We start from the raw sequence: 25019 nt of genomic DNA on the forward strand, positions 1-25019 counted from the left end.
CTTATACTGGGGCAATTTACACAAATGCACAATATTTAATCACCACGACCAAAAAATGTGCAGGACGTTGATCCGTATTGTGCGTCATAGGCTTAGCCCCTATCACCTGATCCATGGATAAATCTGGCCCATCCCACACCGCACACTCTTTGACGGCTGCACCGCTCGTGGCGCTGGTTGTGGCCGCGGGTCGGGGCACGCGTGCAGGCGGCGGTTTGCCCAAACAATATCGCAGTTTGGGGGGCGTCCCCATTTTACGCCGCGCCGTTCAGGCGCTCTGGCATGCTGCGGATTTCGCGCAGACCATCGTGGTCATTCACCCCGATGATGAGTCGCTCGCCCGTGAGGCGCTTGGGGCGGATGCCGCGCGACTTACACTTGCCCCTGGCGGGGCCACGCGCAGCGCCTCGGTGCAGGCGGGTTTGGCCGCTGTGAGTGATAAAAACGCCCATGTTTTGATCCATGATGCCGCGCGCCCCTTTGTGGCGGCCCGCATCGTGCAAGATGTGATTGCCGCGCTGCGCGAACCCGGCTGTTTTGCCGCCGCTCCCGCCTTGCCCATGACCGATGCCCTGTGGCGCGCGGGCGAAGGCCACGTTTCACAAATTCAATCTCGAGACGGATTGTTTCGCGCACAAACGCCACAAGCCTTTCATTATTCCACCATTTCACAAGCCTATGCCGCCGCAGGCGAAGACGCCGCAGATGATGTCGCAATTGCCCTAGCGCATGGCGTGAAAATTAAGGTGGTTACGGGGGATGAACAAAATTTTAAACTGACCACAGCGGCGGATTTTATCCGCGCGGGCCATGTCATAGGGGCAAGCGGCGCAATGGATATTCGGATTGGTAATGGCTTTGATGTTCATGCCTTTTGCGCGGGGGATCACGTCATCCTCTGCGGGGTGAAAATTCCACATGATCGCGCGCTCAAAGGCCATTCGGACGCGGATGTTGGGTTGCACACGGTAACAGATGCGATTTACGGGGCCTTGGCCGAAGGGGATATTGGCACCCATTTCCCGCCATCCGACCCAGAATGGAAAGGCGCGCCAAGCGACATTTTCCTCATTCATGCGGTCAAACTGGCAACATCGCGTGGCTATAGGATCAGTAATGTTGATCTGACCTTCATGTGCGAGGCCCCAAAGATTGGGCCCGTCTCAGCCGCGATGCGTGCGCGTTTGGCAGAATTGCTGAGCATCGACCAAGATCGCGTATCGGTCAAAGCCACAACAACCGAAAAACTGGGCTTTACAGGCCGCAAGGAAGGGATTGCCGCGATGGCCACAGTCACCTTGGTGAAACCATGACATATTGGATTACAACTGTTTTTGGCGTGGGTCGCCTGCGCCCTGCCCCTGGCACATGGGGCAGCTTGGCCGCGCTGCCGCTTGCATGGGCCTTGCATGAATTGGGCGGGTTTTGGCTGCTTGCTATGGCGACAATCGCCGTCTTTGCCCTTGGATCATGGGCGATTGAAACAGAAATCCGCAGTGGCGCCGAAGATGACCCTTCGGAATTCGTGATTGACGAGGTCGCAGGACAATGGATCGCGCTCTGGCCTGTCTCTTATGGGGCGATCTTCGCTGATGTCTCTATCTTGGCGCTATGGCCGGGCATTCTGACGGCCTTTGTCGCGTTTCGTCTTTTCGACATTTGGAAACCCGCCCCCGTGGCTTGGGCAGATGCCAAGCGCGGCGGGGTTTGGGTGATGATGGATGATGTGATTGCAGGCTGGCTTGCCGCGCTTGTGGTCGCACTTCTGGCCGCGATCGCGCATCTATGGCTGATTTAAGCGCGGATATCATCCAGACGGCCCGCGACAAGGGGCTGAGCATCGCGACTGCCGAAAGCTGCACGGGCGGGATGGTCAGTGCCGCGCTTACCGATATTGCGGGATCAAGCGCCGTGTTTGAGCGCGGCTTTGTCACCTATTCCAATCAGGCCAAAATTGACCTTCTCGGTGTCTCGCCTGAGACGCTTGCCGCGTTTGGCGCGGTTTCAAACGAGGTTGCGCGTGAAATGGCCCTTGGCGCGAAAACCCGTGCGGGGGTTGAGATGGCCGTGTCGATTACAGGCATCGCAGGGCCTGGGGGCAGCGCACATAAACCTGAGGGCCGCGTTTGCTTTGGCCTTGCAAGCCGTGCAGGCGTCGCGGTCGAGCAAGTTAATTTTGGTGCGCTTGGACGCGTGAATGTGCGCATCGCCGCGCGCGATTACGCCTTGCGCCTGCTGCACGAAGCCATTTCGCAAAGCGATTAAAATTTAAGCATAGTGCATAATTTGCGCATTAATTTCGCGCCAATTTGAAGATTGACCAAGATTTCATCGCCCATTTCACAGCTTGCCTCTTTTTTCGTCAGATGAATCCCGCTTTGAGGCGTGCAAATGACAAAAGAAGGGACGATGCAATGAATGCTGCCGATACAGCGTGGATCATAGTCGCCACAGCGTTGGTTCTGTTCATGACCTTGCCGGGCTTGGCGCTTTTCTATGGGGGGTTGGTGCGTGCGCGCAACGTGCTCAGCGTGTTTATGCATTGCTACGCAATAGCCTGTTTGATGTCGATTTTATGGTTCGCTTTTGGCTACTCCATCGCCTTTGGATCTGGCACCTCGGGGTTTTGGGGCGGGTTGGACAAGGCCTTTCTCAACGGGGTTACCGCAGATAGCCTGTCTGGCAGCCTGCCGGAAATCCTGTTTTTTGCGTTCCAAATGACCTTTGCCATTATCACGCCCGCCTTGATTGTGGGCGCCTATGTGGAACGTGTTGGGTTTGGCTTTGTGCTTTTGTTTTCTGCGCTTTGGATGCTGATCGTTTATGCGCCTGTCGTGCATTGGATCTGGGGCGGCGGTATGATGTCGGATGGTGGCATCTTTGGCGAGACAGGTGTGCGCGATTTCGCGGGCGGGATTGTCGTGCATGAAACCGCAGGCCTTGCGGCCTTGGTGATCGCAGTTTTCTTGGGCGCACGGAAAAATCAAACCACGCCCCCCCATAATCCGGGCTTTGTGATGATCGGGGCCGCGATGCTGTGGGTGGGTTGGTTCGGCTTTAACGGCGGCAGTCAGCTTGCTGCGGATGGCGGTGCGGCAATGGCGCTGACGGTCACGCATATTTCTGCCGCAGCAGCCTCACTCAGCTGGGGCCTGTGGGAGCGGGTGAAATACGGCAAGACCTCGCTTGTGGGTGTCGTCACGGGCACGATTGCAGGTTTGGCATCTATCACCCCTGCCTCTGGCTTTGTCGGGCCTGTGGCGGCGCTGATCATCGGGACGATTGCGGGCATTCTTTGCCAAGAGGCGGTGAATTTGATCCGTAACAAGGTCAAGATTGACGACACATTGGATGTCTTCGCTGTGCATGGTGTGGGCGGGATTTTCGGCACCATCATGATCGCCGTCTTTGGACAGGGTGCATGGGTGGCGCAGCTTGGTGCCTTGGCGGTGGTGGGCGCATACACCATCGTCTTGACCGTGGCCCTTGTAAAACTGGTTGGTATGATCACGCCGCTGCGCGTGAATGCGGAGACCGAAGTAAATGGCCTTGATCTCAGCGTCCATGGCGAACGCGCCTATGATATGAGCAGCTAAATCAGAGATTTACCTTACGACATGAAAGCGGGCCGTCAGGCCCGCTTTTTATTTTTTCCCATATAGCGCCTCTGCGCGGGCCTCAAAGGCGCGCACAATCCGCGTCATCGCCTCATGGAAAAACATGCCTGCCGCGCCTTGCAGCAGGCGGTTTTTGAATTCGAAATCCACATCAAAGCTGACCTCGCACCCGCCCTCGGGCAAATCGCGCAGGCGCCAATTGGAAATCATGTGGTGAAAAGGCCCATCAATATAGGCGGTTTCAATCCGCATTTCTGCATCGAACAGGCGCACGCGGCTGCCAAATTTTTCGCGAAACATCTTAAAACCGACGATTAAATCCGCCAACATTTCGCGATGGTCGCCCTGATCTGTCACACTGCGCACGCGTGCGGCTACGGCCCAAGGGATGAATTCAGGATAGCGCGCCACATCCGCCACAAGATCGTAGATCTCATGGGCGCGATAGGGCAACGTGCGCGTCTCGGAATGGGAGGGCATAGACAGCCTTTCATCTTTCTTTGCACCTTGTCATGTCTTAGATATAGCGGCGGAATTCAAGGTAATGAGCGTAAGAAAATGACAGATCGCCCCTATGAAATTGACGTTTTGATCTCGGCCAAGGCCATTGCCGCGCGGATCGAGGAATTGGCACGCGAGATTGAAGCGCGATTTGAGGATACCGATAAACTGGTGGTTGTGGGGCTTTTGCGCGGATCATTTATGTTTATCGCGGATCTGTTGCGCGAATTAAACTTGCCTGTTGAAGTCGATTTCTTAGAGGCGTCTTCCTACGGGAATGAAATGACCTCCTCGCGGGAGGTGCGGATTCTCAAGGATTTGCGCGGCGAGATCGGGGGGCGCGATGTGTTGGTTGTCGAGGATATTGTGGATACGGGGTTTACCTTGAGCCATGTTCTATCGCTGTTAAAATCGCGCGATCCAAAACGATTAGAAACAATCGCGCTTTTGGATAAACCCGTGCGCCGCGAGGTGGACATCAGCGCCACATGGACGGGGTTCGAAATTCCCGATCATTTTGTTGTGGGCTATGGTATTGATTACGCGCAACGAAATCGTAATTTGCCCTATATCGGCGCCGTGCGGTTCACCTAGTTAATTGCAGCCAAGGCGATCTACCCCCATATGACAGAGGTTAAATCGGTTTTGGGGGTGTAAGATGGGGCCAATATGGTTGATGCGGGCGGCCAAATGGGCGCGCAACCCGCCATCGGCGCAGCAGGTAAAGCGCCTATTGGTGATTTTCGCGATTGTATTTGCAATCTTTATTGCCGAGCGATTGGGGTTTTGGCCCGATGTCCCAACCTTACCCTCGCGTTAGGGCCGGTCATGTCCCTCACAATCTTGTGACCTTAGCGCGCTATGGCACAGGTATTGTGCAAAATATGCATATAAATTTCGTGCCATTCGTGCTTGAATGACGCGATACTGCTGGTGGTGACCTGATGCTGGACGGGTCATTTGGGACGACCGATTTACAATCCCGCATGAAACGGAGGGTTTCACATGACGTTTTCTGCAAGTTTCACGACCAAATCCATCTTGCTGGCTGCTGCTCTTGCTATGGCGGGCCTGCCTGCTTTTGCCGATGAAGGGGCGGTTGGTGCGCGTCAGGGGCAGTTCAAGATTATGGCGCTGAATATTGGGGTCTTGGGCGGTATGGCGCGCGGCACAGTAGAATATGACGCTGCACAGGCACAAATTGCGGCAGATAATCTGGCGGCAATTTCGCAATTGAACCAAGCCTTTAACTGGCCCGAAGGCAGCGACATGATGGCCGCAACGACCAATCGCGCCTTGCCCGCCATTTGGGAAAATCAGGATGATTTTCTTGCAAAATGGGCGGCCTTTGGCACAGCCGCGACAGGGTTGCAGGCCGCCGCGGGCAACGGTCTTGAAGCGATGCGAGCGGCGCTTGGCCCTGTGGGGGGCAGCTGCGGCGCTTGCCACGATGCCTATCGCCAGCCCCAATAAGACACGGGATACAGGCCGCCCATGTGGAAGAAACTGATCCTCAGCGCCAGTTTGGCCGCTTTTGGCGGGTTTGTTTTGATATGGGCGGTCTTTCCACGCACCCCAATCACGGCAAGCACCATGGCGGCCCTCGCTGACCCCAATCTAGAGAATGGCGCGCGGGTGTTTTGGGCGGGGGGATGTGCCTCATGCCACGCAACAAACGGGGCCGAGGGGGAGGCGCGGTTGATCTTGGCAGGTGGGCGCGCCTTTGAAACGGAATTTGGCACATTTTACGCGCCAAATATCAGCCCTGATCCGAATGCAGGCATAGGCGATTGGACAATGGCGCAGTTCTTACACGCCATGCAACATGGCCGCGGGCCGAATGGTTTGCCCCTTTATCCTGCCTTTCCTTACACAGCTTATCGTTTGGCTGACCCTCAAGATATGGCTGATCTATATGGCTATCTGCAAAGCCTGCCTGCCGACCCAAGCCTATCGCGCGACCATGATCTGACCTTTCCCTTCAACATCCGCCCCGCCCTATTTTTTTGGCAGGCCCTCTACCTTGAGCGGGGATATGCGGTTACGGCCCCCTTGAGTGACGAAGCCCTACGGGGCCGTTATCTGGTTGAGGCCCTCGCGCATTGCGGTGAATGCCACACATCCCGCGGCGCGCTTGGCGCAGTGGATCATGGCGCGTGGTTGAGAGGGGCGCCAAACCCTTCGGGACAGGGGCGCATTCCTCCCCTCACCCCAGACGCATTGACCTGGTCGAAGGATGAGATCGCGGCCTATCTTAATGATGGCTTCACCCCAAGCTTTGACAGCGCAGGCGGTCATATGGTCGATGTGATCCGAAACATGGCCATGCTGCAGCCCGATGATCGGGCCGCAATTGCGCAATATCTCAAAGAACTGCCTTAAGCGCCTAATTTTGCCAAACGCGCCGCTTTGAGGCGGGCAAAATCATCCCCTGCATGATAGCTAGAGCGCGTCAAAGGCGTGGCCGAAACCATCAAGAACCCTTTGCCAAAGGCCGCCTTTTCATAGGTCTTGAATTCCTCTGGCGTCACAAAACGTTCCACCGCGTGATGTTTCGGGGTTGGCTGCAAATATTGGCCAATGGTCAAAAAGTCGATATCGGCGGCACGCATGTCATCCATAACCTGCAACACCGCTTGGCGGTCTTCCCCAAGGCCAACCATGATACCAGATTTGGTGAACATGGTCGGATCCATCTCCTTGACCCGCTGCAGCAGGCGCAGGCTATGGAAATAGCGCGCACCAGGGCGCACCTGAGGGTAAAGACCTGGCACAGTTTCAAGGTTATGATTGAACACATCGGGCTTTGCACGCACCACGATTTCCAAAACACTTGGATCGCATTTCAAAAAATCGGGGGTTAGAATCTCGATAGTCGTGTCAGGGGATTGGCGGCGAATAGCGCGAATGGTCTGGGCAAAATGTTCTGCCCCACCATCCTCAATGTCATCGCGATCCACCGAAGTGATGACAACGTGGTTCAGGCCAAGTTTCTTGACCGCATCGGCCACGCGGCCCGGTTCGAAGACATCCAAGGCCTCGGGCGGTTTACCGGTTGCGATATTGCAAAATGTGCAGGCACGGGTGCAAACCTCGCCCATAATCATCATCGTGGCGTGACCTTGGCTCCAACATTCGCCGACATTGGGGCAACCCGCCTCCTCGCAAACTGTGGTCAATTTATGCTCGCGCATGATTTTATGCGTGGCCTTATAGCCTTCCCCAACAGGGGCCTTCACCCTTATCCAAGAGGGTTTTTTCGGCTGTGCCTGATCGGGGCGATGCGCCTTTTCTGGATGGCGCTGCTCGGGCAATTTAAGGTCGCGCATGGGTCTGGCTCCGTGACGTTGCGAAGGTAATTTAATCCCATTGCCACACGATTGTAACCCCGCAGTTCACTTTGCCTCACTCGATCATGGCGGGCACCAAGCCGTGATGCGTTTGATAAAATTCCAAAAGGCGTTGCAGCCCTATTTTCAGAACAACCTTTCCTGACCGCGCCGACCATCCCAAGCGGCGCTCTACCGATTCTATCCCCTCAAGGAAACAGCAGACCCGCATCACCACATCGGACAGACCCGGCCCTAAATGATCCATTGCATCCAAGACACGTTTGCGCACGGCGGCAGGCCCTTCGCCGATCCCACCATCGCCAAACACGCCGCGATCTGCCGAGGTCAAAAACCGATCCCAATTTTGCGCCACGCGCGGCCCCAATTGGGCGCGCTGAGAAACGGCTTACCATCGGCGCCCTTGCGCCGCGCCAAGCCTGACAGGGGCGACTCGTTAAGGTTAACACGCATCTGTGCATGGCTGCCATTGGCAAAATTTTCGCGCTTGATGGCATAGTCACCATGCTGCGCAGCAAAGACATTTGGCCTCTGCACCATATCCCCATCCGATTTGCGGCGGCGGCGGTCTTCCTCGATCAGGCGTTTGCGGGCCAAACGCCCGTTGGCGTAATCCGATAGGAGGCCACCCGCCCTTTGCGCGTGGCGCATATCCAATCCTTCAGCACAAAAGATTGTGCGTGGCTGCGATCCATCACCGCCGTGCGGGTTTGCCCCCCCTCAAGATTTGGGCGCAAAACAACCGCGCGATCCATATCTTGAGCCACAACCAAAACCGCGTCTCTCTCGCAAAGACGGCGCAAGATACGCCGCGCCGCGCCATCGCTATTAGGGGGGGATTTTTGCGCCTGCTTTGGCGCATAAGCATTCGGAATTGAGGGCATAGGAACAACATCCTTGGGAAGGAGAGGATCATCGAGATCGGCCAAAGCCTGATCTAAAAGCGGATCATCACGGGCATCTTCGATATGGCGCACATGGCGCAGTATCGTGCTGGGATGGCTGTGATAGGCCGCGGCGATTTTGGTGAAGGTCAACCCGTAATGAACGTGGCAAATGTAGTGCTGCACAGGGTGAGAAAACCCCGTCAGCCGATCTGGGTCGGGAAGATCAATCTGATAGGTCAGATCATCATCAGTCATGAATGGAGCCCCCAGATCAAACAACCAGAGCGGTCAAGTTTCTTAAGATTTCCCGCAAAGGGTTACTGAAGGGTTAATTTTTGCGAATATGGGGAAAACTCTTTAAATTTCGTAAAGAAAAACGGGCAGCGCGCGCGCTGTGCGCGGAATTCTGCAAGCCTTTGATATGCGGGTGCATTCTTGGGGGGTAAATCTTTATCGGAGAAAGACCCCTCCCCATGGCTGATTTGATGACAACCCTTCAAGATATGCGCTGCCCGCCTTCTCTTGTGCGTGCGGCGCGCTTTGCCGCCGCAGGTCAAGAACCCTTGCGCCAATCAAGCCAAGATCTTTTGGCACGCGAAGAAGCCCTCAATACTGCGCGCTTAAGAGGGGCCGCCCATTACTCGCCCACCCAACATATCACGACCCTTGCTGCGCTGATCCAAGTGGCTGAGCGCAAAAGCACAGATGCATCTGCCGCAAAAGAAAACCGCCCCAAGCTTGTGGCATGGGGCGGCGAAAGATCGTGTGACCTAGAAGCTCAAATAAAGGCGTCTGGCATCTCAGATTTGCGTTGCGCGATATAGGCCTTGAGGGCCTCGTCAACCGCAGGGTCTAGCGCGGGCTGAACATATTGAGACAGCATTTTGTCCACCCGCGCAGCCGCCAAGGCCACGCTGTCACGGCTGCCCTCATCCACCCATGTTTCATAGGGCTTGTAATCAAGCACATTGGTTTTCCAGAAGGCGGTTTTAAAATTCGCCTGTGTATGCGCACAACCCAAGAAATGCCCGCCGGGGCCAACTTCGCGCAACGCATCCATCGCTTGGGCATTCACGTCAATCGGCACACCTGCCGCCAGATGGTGCAACACGCCAAGCTGATCCGCATCAAGCACGAATTTCTCAGGGCTTGCGGCCAAGCCGCCCTCAAGCCAGCCGCAAGCATGCAGCATGAAATTCACGCCTGACAGCAAACCCATGTTTAGCGAATTTGACGTCTCATAGGCTGCCTGCGCATCGGGCAATTTTGAGCCGTTAAACGACCCCGCCGAGCGGTAAGGCAAGTTCAAACGCCGCGCCAATTGGCCTGCACCATATGTGATTTGCGCAGCTTCTGGCGTGCCAAATGTGGGTGCGCCTGAATTCATATCAATCGATGTCACAAAGGCCCCGAATATCACGGGCGCGCCTTTGCGGATCATTTGGCTATACGCGACAGCCACCATCACCTCGGCCAACACTTGGGTCAGCGTGCCCATAACCGAAACAGGCGCCATTGCGCCCCCCACGATAAAGGGCGAGACGATGCAAGCCTGATTATTCGCGGCATAAACCTCCAATGCGCCCATCATGGTTGCATCTAAAGTCAGCGGGGAATTGATATTGATCAGCGATGTCATGACCGTGTTATTGGTCGCGAAATCTTCGCCGAAGAGGATTTTGCACATATCAACCGAGTCTTGCGCCCGCGATGGTTCGGTCACCGACCCCATAAAGGGCTTATCGCTCAGGCTCATGTGCGCGTATAGCATATCAAAATGACGCTTGTTGACGGGAATATCCGTTGGTTCGCACACTGTGCCGCCCGAATGGTGCAGCCATTTCGACATATAGCCCAGTTTCACGAATTTCTGAAAATCAGCCATAGTCGCATAACGGCGGCCGCCAACACTGTCCCAAACGAAGGGAGGGCCGTAAACAGGGGCCAGCACCAAAGATTTGCCGCCAATCTCAACACTGCGCTCTGGGTTACGGGCGTGTTGGATAAACGAGGACGGCGCGGTTTTAATCAGGCTGCGAAGCAGTCCCTTGGGAAAACGCACGCGCTCGCCGTTTACATCGGCCCCGACATCTTTCCACCGCTTCAGTGCCTCGGGATTTTCTACGAAATTGACACCGATCTCTTCGAGAACAGTTTCCGCGTTCGCCTCGATGATCTCCAGCGCCTCATCTGATAGGATTTCGAGATTGGGGATTTTGCGTTCGATATATTTCGCCGCTTCAAGTTTGGGTGCGCTGCGCTCCGCACGGCGGGCGGCTCCGCCACCCCCTCTGCCCCGACGTCGATCTGCTGCTGCTTCGCTCATGATTTTGCCCTCTCGAAGTGACATAAATTTCAATCCCGCAAAAATTGCGGGGCAGGTGTGTTGCCGCTTTTATCTCGCCAAACATTGGGGGCGATGGCGATTTGCGCCATTTGCGAGGGGAAAGCGACATTCGCGCTCTTGCGTGCGCGCAAAGCCTCGCCTATGCGAAGCATATGACGATAGAACCCATTGCCCAATCCCATGAGCGGCTTCTGATCATTGATTTCGGCAGCCAAGTGACGCAACTGATTGCCCGCCGCCTGCGCGAGCAAAATGTGTATTGCGAAATTCACCCCTATCAAAATGTCGATGCCGCGTTTTTGGCGGAATTCGACCCCAAGGCGGTGATTTTCTCTGGCGGGCCAGATTCGGTGATGCGCGAAGGATCCCCGCGCCCGCCGCGCGCCGTGTATGATCTGGGCGTGCCGATCATGGGCATCTGCTATGGCCAGCAGGTGATGATGCAGGATCTCGGTGGCACGGTTGAGGCAGGCGAACACGCCACCGCCGAATTTGGACGCGCTTATGTGACAAAAACCACCGCCCAATCAGATTTTGTGGATGGATGGTTCAGCGCGGAGGATGGCCGCGAACAGGTTTGGATGAGCCACGGCGATCATGTCAGCAAAATTGCAGATGGGTTCGAAGTGCTTGGCACTTCCCCAGGCGCGCCTTTTGCGATCACCGCCGATGTGAACCGCCGTTTTTACGCGGTGCAATTCCACCCCGAGGTGCATCACACCCCCAATGGCGCGCAGCTCTATAAGAATTTTCTCTCCATCGCAGGTTTTCGCGGCGATTGGACGATGGCGGGCTATCGTGACCAAGCGGTCGCCGCCATCCGCGAACAGGTCGGTGATGCAAAGGTGATTTGCGGCCTCTCAGGCGGGGTTGATAGTTCGGTCGCCGCAGCGCTCATCCATGAGGCCATTGGCGATCAGCTCACTTGCGTCTTTGTCGATCATGGCCTGCTGCGCATGGGCGAGGCTGAGGAAGTGGTCACGATGTTCCGCGACCACATGAACCTGTCCGTGATCCACGCGCAAGAACAGGATTTGTTCCTTGGTGCGCTCGAAGGGGTCAGCGATCCCGAAGTAAAGCGCAAAACCATCGGAAAATTATTTATTGATGTGTTCCAGAAATATGCCGATGGCATCGAAGGTGCCGCCTTTTTGGCGCAGGGCACGCTTTACCCCGATGTCATTGAAAGCGTCAGCTTTTCTGGCGGCCCAAGCGTCACGATCAAAAGCCATCATAATGTGGGCGGCCTGCCCGAAAAGATGGGTCTGAAACTGGTCGAACCCTTGCGCGAATTGTTCAAGGACGAGGTGCGCGCCTTGGGGTGTGAACTGGGTCTGCCCGCGCATTTCATCGGCCGCCACCCCTTCCCTGGGCCTGGTCTTGCGATCCGTTGCCCCGGTGAGATCACGCGCGAAAAGCTAGAAATCCTGCGCAAGGCCGATGCGGTTTATATCGACCAAATCCGTAAGCATGGGCTTTATGACGAGATTTGGCAGGCCTTCGTCGCGATCCTGCCCGTGCGCACCGTGGGTGTGATGGGCGATGGCCGCACCTATGACTACGCCTGCGCCCTGCGTGCTGTGACATCAGTTGATGGGATGACAGCGGATTATTACCCCTTTAGCCATGATTTCTTGGGCGAAACCGCCACCCGTATCATCAATGAGGTCAAGGGCATCAACCGCGTGACCTATGACATCACCTCGAAACCGCCCGGAACGATTGAGTGGGAGTGAGGCGCGAGCCTTAACTCTCGGGTGCTTGATACACACCTTGTTCCTTCAGAGCGTCAATCACCTCTTCGGGCATATAGGTCTCATCATGGCGGGCGAGGATTTCGGTTGCTTCAAACACGCCATCAATCAGGCGGCCTGTCCCAACCATGCCTTCGCCCTCGCCAAACAAATCTGGCAAAACACCCGTGTAAGACACAGGGATGGAGGCCGCGCCATCGGTGACGTTGAAGGTAATGGTCGCCCCTTGTCCACGGCGCAAGGTCCCCTCCTCGACTAAACCGCCGATGCGGAAGGTTTTATTCGCTGCGGGCGGGTTTTCGGCCACCTCGGCGGGCGGCATGAAGAAATTGATGCCATCACGAAACCCATACCCAACCAACGCGGTCATGCCCCCAAGGAAAAACACAGCCAGCATCACAATTTGAATACGGCGTCTTTTTTTCAATGTTTGCATAGTCTTACACCTATCATTTCATCACGCCGTCACGCGGGATCATGGGAAAAGCGCGAGGTTTTCTAACCCTTGCTTTTCGTCAAACCCAAGCATCAGATTGGCGTTTTGCATCGCTTGACCCGATGACCCTTTGCACAGGTTATCAAGCGCGGCAAAAACAATCGCGCGGCCGGCGCGGCGATCTTTTGCCACCCCTATATAGGCATGGTTCGAGCCGCGCACATCATGCGTTGAGGGGGCTGCGCCAAAGGGTAGCACATGCACGAAAGGCTCGGATGCATAGGTCGCGGCCAATGTGTCGTAAATCACCTCAGCCTCGCCCTTGACATAGACCGTGGCCAAGATCCCGCGGTTAAACGGGGCGAGGTGGGGGGTAAATTGCACCTCAACCTTGCGCCCTGCGAGGGCCGAGAATTCTTGATCGAATTCCCCCAAATGGCGATGCGTGCCGCCCACCCCATAGGGGTTTGTGCCTTCGGAGAGTTCAGCATGAAGCAGGTTTTCTTTTAGGCTACGCCCTGCCCCCGACACGCCAACCACCATGTTGATGATGATCTCATCAAGATCAATCAGCCCCGCCGAAATCAAAGGCCGCAAGGCATATTGCCCCGTGGCCGCGTTGCAGCCCGTGCCTGCGACAAGGCGCGCCGCTGCTATCTCATCGCGGTAAAATTCGGTCAGGCCATAGACCGCTTCGGCCTGCAATTCTGGGGCGGCATGGGGTTGGCCATACCATTTTTCATAGGCTGCAGGATCGCGCAGACGAAAATCCGCAGAGAGATCCACAATTTTCAAATTGCGCGGCAGGTCTTTGATCACCGCCTGCGAGGTCGCATGGGGCAGCGCGCAAAAGGCCAGATCAATATTCGTGAAATCAATGTCTTCGATTTTCTGAAGAACGGGCAAATCTAAGTGACGCAGAAAGGGAAACACATCCCCCATCGCCATGCCCGCCTTGCGCTCGCCCGACAGGGCCACGATGCGCATGCCCCCATGCCCATCGATCAGCCGCACCAATTCCGCGCCCGTATATCCAGAGGCCCCTAGGATCGCGATATTCTTTATCATTCCATCTCTTTCATGCATCAGGAAGCTCTGCCTGTTCAAAGGCAATCTTGCGGCGCAAAAACTGTGTGGCCTTGTTCGATACTTTTTGCGGGTCGCCTGTTGTCAAAAACTTCGTCTCGGCCCCCGCACCGGCCATTTCAGGGCGGCGGGTCAGATAATCGGCCAGACTTTCGGCAACCAGATTGGGCTGGCTGTATACGGCCACATTAGGGCCAAGGGCAGTGCGGAAATGCTCTTCAACCAGCGGGTAGTGGGTGCAGCCCAAAATGGCCGCCTCGGGGCGCGGCATACGGCGCAACAGCGCCTCAACATGGCTGCGCACCATAGCCTCGGCCAAGATCATATCGCCCATCTCAATCGCATCCACTAAGCCGCCGCAGGGCTGTGCTTCGACATCAACGCCAATGGCGCGAAAGGCCAATTCACGTTGAAACGCGCGGCTTGAGACAGTTGCAGGCGTAGCAAAAAGCGCCACATGTTTTATCGCAACTTCGCGGGGGGGCGAGTTATCCCCCCACTGCCGCTCGGTCAGCGCCTCAATCAGGGGCACAAACACGCCAAGGACGCGCTTGTCTTTCGGAACCCACCCCTCCTGCATGCGCCGCAACGCGGCAGCAGAGGCGGTGTTACAGGCTAAAATCACCAGATCACAGCCTTGATCAAACAGGCATTGCACCCCGCGCGTGGTCAGGTGGTAGATATCTTCTGCATCCCGCACCCCATAGGGCGTGTGCGCGTTATCGCCAAAATATACCAACGGCAAACCGGGCAATCGCCGCGTGACCGCATCCAACACTGTCAGCCCGCCAAGGCCTGAGTCAAATATGCCGACCGCCATCTTCCTGCCTTTCATGCCGCTTGGCGAGACGCTTTTGATCAAATTCAAACCCGCGCAGGCGGGGGTCAATCGGCGTTTGGCTCAAGCGATAGGTTTCGCTGCGTAGAAAATCCATCAATGCGGGCGGATTGTCCAGATGAGCTGCCATATCTTGCCGCGAAATTGGCCTGCCCACAGTCACCTCAAGCGGCACTTTCATCTGTTTGCGAAATTCACGGATCAGCAACCCCATGCGCAAGGTGACATGGATATGGCTCATGATCTGGAAAAGACGCGAATTCTGCCCTTTAAAGAAAATCGGGATCACGGTTGCCCCTGAACGCGCAACCATGCGCGCGGTAAAGACCCGCCAATCTGGATCCATCGGAACGCCAAAGGGCTTGGCCGCAGTCGAAACTGTGCCGCCAGGAAAAATGCCAATCGCGCCCCCTTGATCGAGATAGGAAAACGCGGCCTTGCGTGTGGTGATGTTTTGCGCAACCGCCTCTTTGGTTTCATCGAAGGAGACGGGCAGAATGATGCGCTCAAGATCGGGGGCCTTGCGGAAAATTTGATGCGCGAGAATACGAAAATCCCCGCCACGGCGCTGCGATAAGATATGACCCATAATCAGCCCATCCAAAATGCCAAACGGATGGTTCGCAATCAAAATCAGTGGCCCCGCCTCGGGGATGCCCTCTAGCCCTGCCCCGTGATAGTTGATCTTCAGGCCGTAGCGATCGCACATCACCTGCCAAAAGTCATGGCCTGCCGCCACTTGATCCTCATAGCCTTCGGCACGGCGGATCAAGGACAGGCGCCCTGTCGTGTTTTCCAACAGACGTATCACCGCACGCCCCATTCGGGTCTGCGCCGAGGTCGCATAGGTGATATCACGTGCCACCTGATAGCGCATTAATTTGCGGGGATGTTCTGTCATCCATGCCCCCGCTTCGGCCAACCCCAAAGGCAGATCAGCTCTAGCGCAACATGGGCGGCAGCCACCGCCGTGATCTCGCCCGTGTCATAGGGGGGGGAAACCTCAACCACATCGCCGCCGATTAGGTTAATCCCCGCCAATCCGCGCAGGATCAAGGCCACCTCACGGCTGCTCAAGCCCCCCCAGACGGGCGTGCCTGTTCCAGGGGCATGGGCCGGATCAAGCGCATCAATATCAAAGGAAAGATAGACAGGCGCATCACCAAGCCGCGTGCGAATTGCTGAAATCACATCCGCCACACCGCGCCGCGCCACATCTTGGGCACTGATGATCTCGATGCCAAGATTGTCGTCCACCACTGTACGAATACCCACATGGATTGACCGCTGAACATCAATCAAACCTTCCTTCACCGCCTTGTAGCAGAAGGTTCCATGATCCACCCGCGCAGGCGCATCATCAGGCCATGTGTCGGTATGGGCATCAAATTGCAGCAGCGCCACGGGCCCGAATTTTGCCACATGGGCGCGCAAAATCGGCAGGGTGATGGAATGATCCCCGCCCAAGCTGATCACATTCGCCCCTTGCGCCAATATTCCCGCGATATGCGCCTCAATTGCGGCAGGCGTCTGCGCCGGTTGCGCATAATCCAGCGCCATATCGCCGTAATCGGCAATCGCAAATTCCTCAAGCGGCGAGAAACCATCCCACCCAAAGGGCGGATCAAAAGGTTGCAAACTTGAGGCGGCGCGGATGGCGCGCGGGCCAAATCGGGTGCCTGCGCGATGCGTCACCGCCTGATCAAAGGGAATGCCTGTAATAGCCAGATCCACCCCCGATAGGTCTTTAGACAGTTTGCGGCGCAAAAAAGAAGGCACCCCAGAAAACGCATTCTCAAACGCAAGCCCTTTGAACGATCCCGCCGTAATGGCCAGATCAATTTGGCTTTTGGCATCTTCCAGCGCCATTTTGCGCCTCTCCCTTACTGTCCTTGATCCGTTCTGTTCCAGCTTTGGGAAAAACTCAAGCCAAACCCGCCGCGGCGACTGGCCTCAAGGGTGAAATTCGACTAGATCTACCCCAAAGATCAAAAAGGATGGGCAGATGACCGAGCAGACCGATAAATTGCGCCAAGATTTTATTGACGCGATGAGCCTTTGCGCGAATTCCGTCTGCGTGGTCAGCACCGATGGTGTTGCAGGTTTGGGCGGCTTGACCGTCTCAGCCATGAGTTCCGTTTCTGCAGACCCAGACACCCAAGCCGTTGGCCCAACCATGTTGATTTGCGTTCATGCCAATTCGACATCGCTGCCTGTCATTCTGGAAAATGGCGCATTTTGCATCAATATCATCGGACAAGGATCTGATAAGATAGCAGAAATTTTTGCAGGCCGGCATGGCCTCACAGGGGCTGCGCGCTTTGACGGAGTGGCCTATGCCCCGCTTGCTACGGGCGCGCCTGTTTTCTCAGATGCTTTGGCCGCCTTTGATTGCAGCATATTAAAATCAGACACCATCGGGACGCATCATGTGATTTTCGGCGTGGTCCGCGCCGTGACCCTCTCCGATCAGACCGACCCGCTGATTTACCACAAACGCCGCTTTCGCGCCCTTGCGCCCGAAACCAAATAAAGGGATGCGCCATGTATGATCGTGATCTGATTGAAAATGGCGGCGGTTCTATGGCCCGCCTTCTAGAGATCATGCGCGCCTTGCGCGACCCAGAGGCGGGCTGCCCTTGGGATATCGAGCAAGATTTCGACAGTATTGCCCCCTACACGATTGAGGAGGCCTATGAGGTGGCCGATGCAATTTCGCGCCGTTCATGGGGCGAATTGCGCGGCGAATTGGGGGATCTGGTTCTGCAATCGGTCTATCATGCGCAAATGGCGGAAGAAGCGGGATATTTCACCTTTGACGATGTTCTGCGCGACATTTCCGACAAGATGGTCGCGCGCCACCCACATGTGTTTGGCGCAGAAAATCGCGACAAATCCGCAGACCAACAGGTCGAAGATTGGGAAAAGATCAAGGCCCGCGAGCGCGCCGCCCGTGCGAAAACGGGGGTTTTGGCCGATGTCGCACTCGGCTTGCCCGCCTTGATGCGGGCGGAAAAACTACAAAAACGGGCAGCACGCGTGGGGTTTGATTGGCCACAGATTGATCAGGTGATCGATAAAATCGCCGAAGAAGCCGCCGAATTGGCCGAGGCGCGCGCGACCCTCCCCCAAGAGAAAATTTCCGAAGAAATGGGTGATTTGCTGTTTGTGATGGCCAATCTGGCGCGCCATCTCAAGGTCGACCCTGAAACGGCCTTGCGCAAAGCGAATGAAAAATTCACTTGCCGTTTCAATTATATAGAAAACGAACTTCGGGCTGTTGGTCGCAGCGCAGATCAGTCCAACCTCGAAGAGATGGAAGCCCTGTGGCAAGAGGCCAAGACCAAGGGGCTGTAACGCCGCCATCTTGCCAAGCCTGTGATTTTAGCTACCTTCCTGCCTTGGCGCGATTTTGGGGCGCCTAACCTAGGAAAGCGTGCACTGATGAGCCAAGCAAACCAACAGCGCCCCGCATTGGCGGCGCTCTGGATGACGGGGGCGATTGTCGCCTTTACCCTAATGGCCATCGCGGGGCGCGCTGTCTCCTTTGAATTGGACACGTTCGAGATCATGGCCTATCGCTCGGCTGTGGGGGGTGTGGTGGTTGCGATCCTTGCCACGGTCTTTGGCAAATGGGGCGAGGTCAAACGCGACAAGCTGCCGATGCATATGGGGCGCAATATCTTTCATTTTGCGGGGCAAAACCTGTGGTTTTACGCGATCACTGTGATCCCACTTGCGCAGGTCTTCGCGCTTGAATTCACCTCGCCGCTTTGGGTCATGCTTTTGGCCGCCCTGTTTTTGGGCGAGCGTTTGACGCGGCTCAAGCTGTTTGTAGCGGCTGTGGGGTTCATCGGCATCCTCCTTGTCGTGCGCCCTTGGGTGGCGCCCCCCTCTGCGGGAATGATCATTGCCGCAGCGGCGGCGCTTTGTTTTGCCAGCACCGCGATTTTCACCAAGCGCCTGACGCAGAGCCAAACCATCACCTGCATCATGTTTTATCTTACGATGATGCAACTGGTCTTTGGACTGGTGTGCAGCCTTGCCGATGGGGATATGGCCTTGCCGACAGGGGGCAATGTGGCTTGGATTGTTTTGATCGGCTTTGCGGGGCTCGTGGCGCATTTTTGCCTTACATCCGCCCTCAGTGTCGCGCCCGCCTCGGTGGTGATGCCACTGGATTTTGTACGCCTGCCTGTGATTGCCCTGATTGGGGTCATGCTCTATGCCGAACCCCTTGACCCACTGGTGCTTTTGGGGGCAGCCTTTATTTTCGGGGCGAATTACCTCAATATTACAGGCGCCGCGCGGCTAGAACGCCGCAAATCCGCCACCAGCTAAATTAAATTTTTTAGGCATTTTTTATATATACAAAAAGAGTGTTCTTGCGCTTAATGATCTCCAACGGGGATCATTGTAGGAGGGACACCCATCATGACCCGTAAGCGTTGGTTGCTTGCACCCGTTTATTCACTTTTATGCAGCCTGTGCATTGGCCAAGTCGCCCATGCAGGGGGCCTAGATCAAACCACATTCTCACCTCTCATCCTGTTCGAGGATGGCGGTTATGCCGAATTTAGCGCACAGCGCCGCGATATTACTGTGTCAGGCGCACTTGTCGCCGCACCAAACGTGGACGCACAAAATGTCCTGAAAAACCGCACCACGCTGAATTTGGGATATAAGCAAGATTTGGGTGATCGCATGGGCGTGGCCTTGCAAATCACCACCCCCTATGCTGCCAACACCGCCTATAATGCGGCGGGCTATCCGCTGAACGGCACCACTGCCACATTGGAAAGCCGTGCGATCACGGCGCTTTTGTCCTATGACATCGCCCAAACGCCTTTGCTTATGGTGGTCTGCGCCTGTTGCAATCGGATGGTGATATTTACGTTTCGCTGAATGCAGGCTTGCCGAATTTCTTTTCCTACCGCTTTGATGGCGACAGCGATACGGGCGTTGGCTATGTTTTGGGGATTGCCTATAGCCGCCCTGAATTCGGCACCCGCCTTGCCCTTAGCTATACCAGCCCGATTGATTTGACATTTTCAGGCCAAGAGGGGCGAGTATTGGGCGCGGCAGGCGCAACCCCTGCCCTCAGCGACACGCGGTTTGGCGTTGAGATGCCCGCAACCCTCAGCCTTGATTTTCAACAGGGCATTGCGACCAACACCGCCCTTTTTGGCCGAATCCAACAAAGCCGTATGGGGATTTGAGATCAGGCCAAACCTCTATCCCGCAGGGGCATTGGTCACCTATCGCGATGATGTCATGCGCTATGATTTGGGCGTCAAGCATCGCCTGAGCGCGGAATGGGGTATATCGGCCCTGTATTCGCAAGAACCGCAAACGGGCGGCCTATCAAGCAACCTTGCCCCTGTTGATGGACTGCACGCCTTCACGCTTGGGGCCGAATATACGCGCAGCGGCGCGGCCATCGGCTTTGCCCTCTCTGAGGTGCGATTTGACGACACAACAACGGGGCTTGGAACCACGCCCTTTGCGCGGTTCAACGGAAACAGGGCAAGGCTTGTTACGATCCGTCTCAGCCATCGCTTTTAAGGCGGCGCACAAAATCGCCATTGGAATTTGGCAGGTTTTCGGGATAGACCTGCCAAAACAAGGCTTTGGCAAAGGCGGCAGGCCCTATGGAAATGCTTTATAAATCCGCAAGCGATTGGCGTGCAGCGGCGCAAAAACAGGTTCTTTTTTTCGGGATGTCAGGCCTTGGCAAGACACGGCTTGCCAATTTGCTACGCGATGCTGGGGATTGGTTCCACTATTCCATCGATTACCGCATTGGCACCGCCTATATGGGCGAGCATATTGTCGACAATCTCAAACGTCAGGCAATGCAAGTGCCGTTTCTGGCAGATTTGCTGAAGTCGGATTCGATTTATATCGGTTCGAACATCACGTTTAACAATCTTGCGCCACTCTCTACCTTCCTCGGAAAACCCGGTGATCCTGCCAAGGGTGGGGTCGGGTTTGACGAATATATGCGCCGTCAGGCGCTGCATCGGCGCGCTGAGATCAACGCCCTTTTGGACACGCCCAGCTTTATCATCCGCGCGCGCGACCTTTATGGATATGCCAATTTCGTCTGCGACACAGGCGGCTCTATTTGCGAGGTGGTTGACCCCAATGACCCGCAAGACGAGGTGCTGCGCACGCTTGCGCAAAATTGCCTGATGATTTGGATTGAAGGCAGCGAAGATCATACTGAGGAATTGATCCGCCGTTTCACCCGTGCGCCAAAGCCCATGTATTACCAACCGCAATTTCTGAACGCACGATGGACTGACTATCTGGCAGAAACAGGGCTGTCGCCCGATGCGGTCAATCCAGATGACTTTATCCGAAACACTTATGCGGCGGCCTTGCATCATCGCGCGCCGCTCTATCGCGACATGGCGAAAAACTGGGGCCTGAGGGTCAGCGCCGAAGATGTGGCGCGTGTGTCCGATGCCCAAGATGTGATTGATTTGATCGCCTCTGCCCTTGAGGCGCGCGGCGAGATCACCTAAATCCCCTTCTCGCGCTGAAGATACGGATCGACAAATGCCGATAACCCTGCCAACCAGCCTACCTGCATTCTCCATCCTTCGGGATGAGGGGGTGATGGTCATGGGGCGCAGCGCGGCAGAAAGCCAAGATATTCGGCCATTGAAAATTGGGCTTTTGAACCTGATGCCCAAGAAAATTCAGACCGAGACGCAATTTGCCCGCCTGATTGGCGCATCGCCGTTGCAGACGGAATTTTCGCTGATCCGTATGAGCAAACATGAAACCAAGAACACCGCCGCGGAACATATGGCCGAATTTTATCAGCCATTTCGTGATGTGCGCGACCAAAAATTTGATGGCCTAATAATCACAGGCGCGCCGATTGAGCATCTGGATTTCGAAGATGTGACCTATTGGTCCGAGCTGTGCGAAATCTTCGAATGGACGCAAACCAATGTCCATTCCACCTTTGGCATTTGCTGGGGCGGGATGGCTATGATCAATTATTTCCACGGCGTCAAAAAACATATGCTGCCCGCAAAGCAATTCGGGTGCTATCGGCATCGCAATCTGCAATCAGACAGTCCCTATTTGCGCGGGTTCTCCGATGATTTGGTGATGCCCGTCAGCCGTTGGACGGAAATGCGCCGCCCCGAGATCGAGGCCGCGGGCCTGCCCGTTTTGCTCGACAGTCCCGAGGTGGGCCCTGCCTTGGTCGAAGACAGCGCACATCGCGCGCTCTATATCTTCAATCATCTTGAATATGATAGCACCACCTTGGCCGAAGAATATCAACGTGATCTGGGCAATGTGCAGGTGGACGGGGCCAGTATCGCCCTTCCCGTCAATTACTTCCCTCACGATGATCCAAGCCAAAAACCGCTCAACCGCTGGCGCAGCCATGCCCATCTTCTATTCGGCAATTGGATTTCGGAAATCTATCTGACGACACCCTTTGATATGGCGCGCATTGGTCAAGACAGCACCGATCTGCGGCGGTGATAGGCGGGCGCAAGATGCGTCCCTATATTCATCCCAATCTGCACTGGGAAATTGGCCATGATTGATAGAAAACCATTTGATGGCGCCATTACGCGCTATTTTGAAGACGATGCGCCCGAGGCGATCCGCGCGGCCCTAAAGACGGCCGAGACTTCCGACATTCTTGATCCGACTTATCCCTATGCTGCGCGGATGCAAAATAATCTCTACATGGCTGAAATGACCGCATTGCAAATCGAACTGGCAAAATTTCACGCATGGGTGCGCGAAACAGGGCAACAGATTGCCGTGATTTTCGAGGGGCGCGATCCGCAGGCAAGGGTGGCGCGATTGCGCGCGTCATGGAAAACCTAAACCCGCGGATGGCGCAAATTGTGGCCTTGTCGAAACCCAGCGAAACCGAAGCGGGGCAATGGAGTTCCAACGCTATATTCAGCATCTGCCAAGCCGCGGGCAATTTCGGCTCTTTGATCACTCATGGTATAATCGGGGCGTTGTGGAACATGTGTTCGGGTTTTGCACGTCCGCGCAACGCGAGGCCTTTTTTGCCCAAGCCCCACGGTTCGAGGCTATGCTGCTTGAGGATGGGATCAGCCTGACGAAAATCTGGCTCAATCTGGGCCGTGCCGAACAACTGCGCCGCTTTTTGGCGCGTGAAAATGACCCGCTCAAACATTGGAAACTGTCGCGTATCGATTTCGATGGTCTGGCGAAATGGCACGAATACAGCGCCGCGATCCGCGAAACCCTGACCCGCACCGATACCGCGACAGCGCCGTGGCATGTGATCCGTGCCGATGATAAACGCCGCGCGCGTTTGGCGGTGATCCGACAGATTCTCAGCCAGTATGAGTATCCAGAAAAAGACCCCAACCTTGCGTCTGCCCCCGATCCTGCCATAAGTGGCGGGCCTGAGGCTTGGACAGATCAAGGGGACAATGCGTAAACAGGGCTATCATCACGGCAATTTGCGTCAAGCCTTGGTTGAGGCCGCTTTGCGGCTGATCACCGAAAAAGGCCCTGCAGGTTTTACCTTGGCCGAGGCAGCCAAGGATGCGGGCGTGACCCCTGCCGCCGTGTATCGCCATTTTCAAGGCCGTGAAGAATTGATCACCGAGGCAGCCTTGCAAGGTCACGCGATCTTTCGCGAGGCGATGGAGGCCGCGTTCAACAGCAAATCTACCCCTCTGGCCGCATTCGAGGCCACGGGCCGCGCTTATTTGCGTTTTGCGCAATCTTATCCTGGTCACTACATGGCCATGTTTGAAAGCGGCCTTTCGGCCAATGCCCATCCTGACTTGGCCCGTGCATCAGAAAGATCCCGCGCGATTTTGGAACGGGCCGCCGAGGCACTTAGCGCACAACTGCCCGCCGACAGACGCCCGCCTGCATCTATGTTTACCGCACATATCTGGGCCATGAGCCACGGGGTGGTCGAACTCTTTGCGCGCGGTCGCGAGGGCGGCAATGCCCCCTTCCCCCCCGAAGACCTTCTTGAGGCGGGGATCGGGATTTATCTGCGCGGTCTTGGCCTGCTCGACAAAAACTGTTAGCGCAGGACACAAGATGCGTCACGCAGTGCCAAAAAAATGGCACTGGCCCGTAAAATTTACACAAATGTGACGATCTCTCTTTAAGGAACGCAAGAAAACCCTTATAGTCCAAATACTTGGATATGCGCGCAGGATAAATGCAATGGATTGGGATCGTTTACGGATCTTTCACGCCGTGGCGGATGCAGGCAGTTTGACCCACGCGGGGGACGTGCTGCATCTCAGCCAATCGGCGGTGTCGCGCCAAATTCGATCCTTGGAAGACGAATTAAACGCAACCCTGTTCCATCGTCACGCGCGCGGTTTGATCTTGACCGAACAAGGCGAATTGCTATTCGATGCCACGCGCCATATGGCAAAGCGTCTTGATGCCGCCGCCGCCCGCATTCGCGACAGCGAAGAAGAGGTTTTCGGTGAATTGCGCGTGACCACCACCATCGGCTTTGGCTCGCTATGGTTGGCACCGCGCCTGCCCGCGCTTTATGAAAAATATCCCAATCTCAAGATTGATTTGATGCTTGAGGAACGGGTGCTGGATTTGCCAATGCGCGAGGCCGATGTGGCCATCCGCATGAAGGAACCCAGCCAAGCGGATCTCATTCGCAAGCGTTTAATGAATATTCGCATGCGCCTTTACGCATCGCCCCAATATCTCGAACAAAACGGCGTTCCCCAAACACTTGAGGATTTTCGCGACCATCGCCTGATCAGTCAAAATGCAACGGCGGCACAGGTCTCCTCAGGCGCGCTTTTGGTGCGTCAGCTGATGTCTTATGAAATTGGCAGCTTCTTGACTGTAAATAACTATTTCGGGGTGCTGCAGGGCGTCATCCATCACCTTGGCATTGGGGTCTTGCCCGATTACCTGACCCAAGACTTTCCCAATTTGGTGCGCGTTCTCGACACTGTCGAAAGCAATGATGTGCCCGTTTTCCTTGCCTATCCCGAAGAACTGCGGCAGTCTAAACGCATCGAGGCCTTCCGCGAATTTGTGACCGAAGAAATCATCGCACATCGCCGCAAAGAACGCGATGGAAACGTCTAAACGGCCCGAACTCCTGCGTGACATTTCCGCCATGGCCCTGTGTGATATGCGCCACATGCATAGCGGGTTTGCGTTCTTGTGGCGGGATTTTTC

The 25019-nt window shown here is 55.8% G+C and carries 31 protein-coding genes and 1 pseudogene; 21 read left to right on the forward strand and 11 right to left on the reverse strand.

Going from position 1 to position 25019, the window contains the following annotated elements; all coding sequences use genetic code 11:
* Positions 1-113: 113 nt before the first annotated feature.
* The 4 genes from AAC637_RS02315 (at position 114) to AAC637_RS02330 (ending at position 3596) form a co-directional block, all read left to right on the forward strand.
* Entirely contained in the window at positions 114-1313 is a 1200-nt protein-coding gene (locus AAC637_RS02315; protein ID WP_340302143.1) for a bifunctional 2-C-methyl-D-erythritol 4-phosphate cytidylyltransferase/2-C-methyl-D-erythritol 2,4-cyclodiphosphate synthase, read from the forward strand.
* Positions 1310-1798 (forward strand): phosphatidylglycerophosphatase A family protein, encoded by a 489-nt coding sequence (locus tag AAC637_RS02320; protein WP_340302144.1) that lies wholly within the window; start codon positions 1310-1312, stop codon positions 1796-1798. Before AAC637_RS02315 ends, AAC637_RS02320 begins: the two co-directional genes overlap by 4 nt.
* Positions 1786-2265 (forward strand): CinA family protein, encoded by a 480-nt coding sequence (locus AAC637_RS02325; RefSeq protein ID WP_340302145.1) that lies wholly within the window; start codon positions 1786-1788, stop codon positions 2263-2265. Before AAC637_RS02320 ends, AAC637_RS02325 begins: the two co-directional genes overlap by 13 nt.
* Before the next feature lie 149 nt (positions 2266-2414).
* Complete coding sequence (locus tag AAC637_RS02330; protein ID WP_340302146.1) at positions 2415-3596, forward strand: ammonium transporter; 1182 nt, start codon at positions 2415-2417, stop codon at positions 3594-3596.
* A 48-nt stretch (positions 3597-3644) separates the two neighbouring features.
* Here AAC637_RS02330 and AAC637_RS02335 read toward each other — a convergent pair whose 3' ends face one another.
* Positions 3645-4097 carry a type II toxin-antitoxin system RatA family toxin gene (locus tag AAC637_RS02335; protein ID WP_340302147.1) on the reverse strand — a complete coding sequence of 151 codons (453 nt, stop codon included), beginning with the start codon at positions 4095-4097 and terminating at the stop codon, positions 3645-3647.
* A gap of 78 nt (positions 4098-4175) precedes the next feature.
* Between AAC637_RS02335 and hpt the strand changes: the two genes are divergently transcribed.
* The 4 genes from hpt to AAC637_RS02355 all read left to right on the forward strand — a co-directional run bounded on the left by hpt (position 4176) and on the right by AAC637_RS02355 (position 6500).
* Positions 4176-4712 (forward strand): hypoxanthine phosphoribosyltransferase, encoded by a 537-nt coding sequence (gene hpt / locus AAC637_RS02340; protein ID WP_340251307.1) that lies wholly within the window; start codon positions 4176-4178, stop codon positions 4710-4712.
* A 64-nt stretch (positions 4713-4776) separates the two neighbouring features.
* The gene (locus AAC637_RS02345; protein ID WP_340302148.1) at positions 4777-4938 is read left to right on the forward strand and encodes a hypothetical protein; all 162 of its coding nucleotides are present in this window, start codon (positions 4777-4779) and stop codon (positions 4936-4938) included.
* A 185-nt stretch (positions 4939-5123) separates the two neighbouring features.
* A complete protein-coding gene (locus tag AAC637_RS02350) occupies positions 5124-5591 on the forward strand; it encodes a c-type cytochrome (protein WP_340302149.1) in 468 nt (155 codons plus the stop codon).
* A gap of 21 nt (positions 5592-5612) precedes the next feature.
* Entirely contained in the window at positions 5613-6500 is an 888-nt protein-coding gene (locus AAC637_RS02355) for a cytochrome c (protein WP_340302150.1), read from the forward strand.
* Here AAC637_RS02355 and lipA read toward each other — a convergent pair.
* From lipA to AAC637_RS02375, 4 genes are all read right to left on the reverse strand, one after another.
* Positions 6497-7447, reverse strand: coding sequence for a lipoyl synthase (lipA, locus tag AAC637_RS02360; protein WP_340302151.1), 951 nt, complete (start codon positions 7445-7447; stop codon positions 6497-6499). The two genes, AAC637_RS02355 and lipA, sit on opposite strands and share 4 nt — an antisense overlap.
* A 76-nt stretch (positions 7448-7523) precedes the next feature.
* Positions 7524-7823: a DUF6456 domain-containing protein gene (locus AAC637_RS02365; protein ID WP_340302152.1), complete on the reverse strand. Its 300-nt coding sequence runs from the start codon at positions 7821-7823 to the stop codon at positions 7524-7526.
* The gene (locus tag AAC637_RS02370; RefSeq protein WP_340302153.1) at positions 7796-8065 is read right to left on the reverse strand and encodes a hypothetical protein; all 270 of its coding nucleotides are present in this window, start codon (positions 8063-8065) and stop codon (positions 7796-7798) included. The genes AAC637_RS02365 and AAC637_RS02370 overlap by 28 nt, the downstream gene beginning before the upstream one ends.
* Entirely contained in the window at positions 8047-8610 is a 564-nt protein-coding gene (locus AAC637_RS02375) for a hypothetical protein (RefSeq protein WP_340302154.1), read from the reverse strand. Before AAC637_RS02375 ends, AAC637_RS02370 begins: the two co-directional genes overlap by 19 nt.
* A gap of 218 nt (positions 8611-8828) precedes the next feature.
* Between AAC637_RS02375 and AAC637_RS02380 the strand changes: the two genes are divergently transcribed.
* Positions 8829-9179: a DUF6477 family protein gene (locus AAC637_RS02380; protein WP_340302155.1), complete on the forward strand. Its 351-nt coding sequence runs from the start codon at positions 8829-8831 to the stop codon at positions 9177-9179.
* On the opposite strand, the gene AAC637_RS02385 is transcribed toward AAC637_RS02380, so the two are convergent.
* Positions 9134-10681 carry a trimethylamine methyltransferase family protein gene (locus AAC637_RS02385; protein WP_340302156.1) on the reverse strand — a complete coding sequence of 516 codons (1548 nt, stop codon included), beginning with the start codon at positions 10679-10681 and terminating at the stop codon, positions 9134-9136. The genes AAC637_RS02380 and AAC637_RS02385 overlap by 46 nt on opposite strands.
* 173 nt (positions 10682-10854) lie before the next feature.
* Here AAC637_RS02385 and guaA point away from each other — a divergent pair, with 173 nt between their 5' ends.
* A complete protein-coding gene (gene guaA / locus AAC637_RS02390) occupies positions 10855-12438 on the forward strand; it encodes a glutamine-hydrolyzing GMP synthase (protein WP_340302157.1) in 1584 nt (527 codons plus the stop codon).
* A gap of 10 nt (positions 12439-12448) precedes the next feature.
* Here the strand turns inward: guaA and ccmE are convergent, their stop codons facing one another.
* Genes ccmE through speB form a run of 5 tightly spaced genes read right to left on the reverse strand, consistent with a single transcriptional unit; the run spans position 12449 to position 16685 of the window.
* Positions 12449-12892, reverse strand: a complete 444-nt coding sequence (ccmE, locus tag AAC637_RS02395; RefSeq protein ID WP_340302158.1) for a cytochrome c maturation protein CcmE — start codon at positions 12890-12892, stop codon at positions 12449-12451.
* Positions 12893-12931: 39 nt separating this feature from the next.
* Positions 12932-13960 carry an N-acetyl-gamma-glutamyl-phosphate reductase gene (argC, locus tag AAC637_RS02400; RefSeq protein ID WP_340302159.1) on the reverse strand — a complete coding sequence of 343 codons (1029 nt, stop codon included), beginning with the start codon at positions 13958-13960 and terminating at the stop codon, positions 12932-12934.
* A gap of 10 nt (positions 13961-13970) precedes the next feature.
* Positions 13971-14798 (reverse strand): glutamate racemase, encoded by an 828-nt coding sequence (locus AAC637_RS02405; RefSeq protein ID WP_340302160.1) that lies wholly within the window; start codon positions 14796-14798, stop codon positions 13971-13973.
* Positions 14779-15717, reverse strand: coding sequence for a lysophospholipid acyltransferase family protein (locus AAC637_RS02410; protein WP_340302161.1), 939 nt, complete (start codon positions 15715-15717; stop codon positions 14779-14781). Before AAC637_RS02410 ends, AAC637_RS02405 begins: the two co-directional genes overlap by 20 nt.
* Entirely contained in the window at positions 15714-16685 is a 972-nt protein-coding gene (speB, locus tag AAC637_RS02415; protein ID WP_317654594.1) for an agmatinase, read from the reverse strand. The genes AAC637_RS02410 and speB overlap by 4 nt, the downstream gene beginning before the upstream one ends.
* Before the next feature lie 136 nt (positions 16686-16821).
* On the opposite strand from speB, the gene AAC637_RS02420 reads away from it, so the two are divergent.
* The 11 genes and pseudogenes from AAC637_RS02420 to AAC637_RS02470 all read left to right on the forward strand — a co-directional run bounded on the left by AAC637_RS02420 (position 16822) and on the right by AAC637_RS02470 (position 24926).
* The gene (locus AAC637_RS02420) at positions 16822-17349 is read left to right on the forward strand and encodes a flavin reductase family protein (protein WP_340302162.1); all 528 of its coding nucleotides are present in this window, start codon (positions 16822-16824) and stop codon (positions 17347-17349) included.
* An 11-nt stretch (positions 17350-17360) separates the two neighbouring features.
* Complete coding sequence (mazG, locus tag AAC637_RS02425) at positions 17361-18173, forward strand: nucleoside triphosphate pyrophosphohydrolase (protein ID WP_340302163.1); 813 nt, start codon at positions 17361-17363, stop codon at positions 18171-18173.
* Positions 18174-18260: 87 nt separating this feature from the next.
* A complete protein-coding gene (locus AAC637_RS02430) occupies positions 18261-19157 on the forward strand; it encodes a DMT family transporter (RefSeq protein ID WP_340302164.1) in 897 nt (298 codons plus the stop codon).
* 93 nt (positions 19158-19250) lie between these two features.
* Entirely contained in the window at positions 19251-19721 is a 471-nt protein-coding gene (locus AAC637_RS02435; protein ID WP_340302165.1) for a hypothetical protein, read from the forward strand.
* Positions 19688-20035, forward strand: a complete 348-nt coding sequence (locus tag AAC637_RS02440; protein ID WP_340302166.1) for a hypothetical protein — start codon at positions 19688-19690, stop codon at positions 20033-20035. Before AAC637_RS02435 ends, AAC637_RS02440 begins: the two co-directional genes overlap by 34 nt.
* On the forward strand, positions 20001-20381 hold the full coding sequence (locus AAC637_RS02445) for a hypothetical protein (RefSeq protein WP_340302167.1): 381 nt from the start codon (positions 20001-20003) through the stop codon (positions 20379-20381). The genes AAC637_RS02440 and AAC637_RS02445 overlap by 35 nt, the downstream gene beginning before the upstream one ends.
* Before the next feature lie 92 nt (positions 20382-20473).
* The gene (locus AAC637_RS02450; protein WP_340303127.1) at positions 20474-21346 is read left to right on the forward strand and encodes an ATPase; all 873 of its coding nucleotides are present in this window, start codon (positions 20474-20476) and stop codon (positions 21344-21346) included.
* 34 nt (positions 21347-21380) lie between these two features.
* Positions 21381-22328, forward strand: a complete 948-nt coding sequence (locus AAC637_RS02455; protein ID WP_340302168.1) for a homoserine O-succinyltransferase — start codon at positions 21381-21383, stop codon at positions 22326-22328.
* 219 nt (positions 22329-22547) lie between these two features.
* Positions 22548-23274: pseudogene (ppk2, locus tag AAC637_RS02460) on the forward strand (polyphosphate kinase 2).
* Positions 23267-23881, forward strand: a complete 615-nt coding sequence (locus AAC637_RS02465; RefSeq protein WP_340302169.1) for a TetR/AcrR family transcriptional regulator — start codon at positions 23267-23269, stop codon at positions 23879-23881. Before ppk2 ends, AAC637_RS02465 begins: the two are co-directional and overlap by 8 nt.
* Positions 23882-24023: 142 nt before the next feature.
* On the forward strand, positions 24024-24926 hold the full coding sequence (locus AAC637_RS02470) for a LysR family transcriptional regulator (RefSeq protein WP_340302170.1): 903 nt from the start codon (positions 24024-24026) through the stop codon (positions 24924-24926).
* Positions 24927-25019 lie beyond the last annotated feature (93 nt).

Source organism: Roseobacter sp. HKCCD7870 (assembly GCF_037830315.1).
Taxonomy (GTDB): Bacteria; Pseudomonadota; Alphaproteobacteria; order Rhodobacterales; family Rhodobacteraceae; genus M30B80.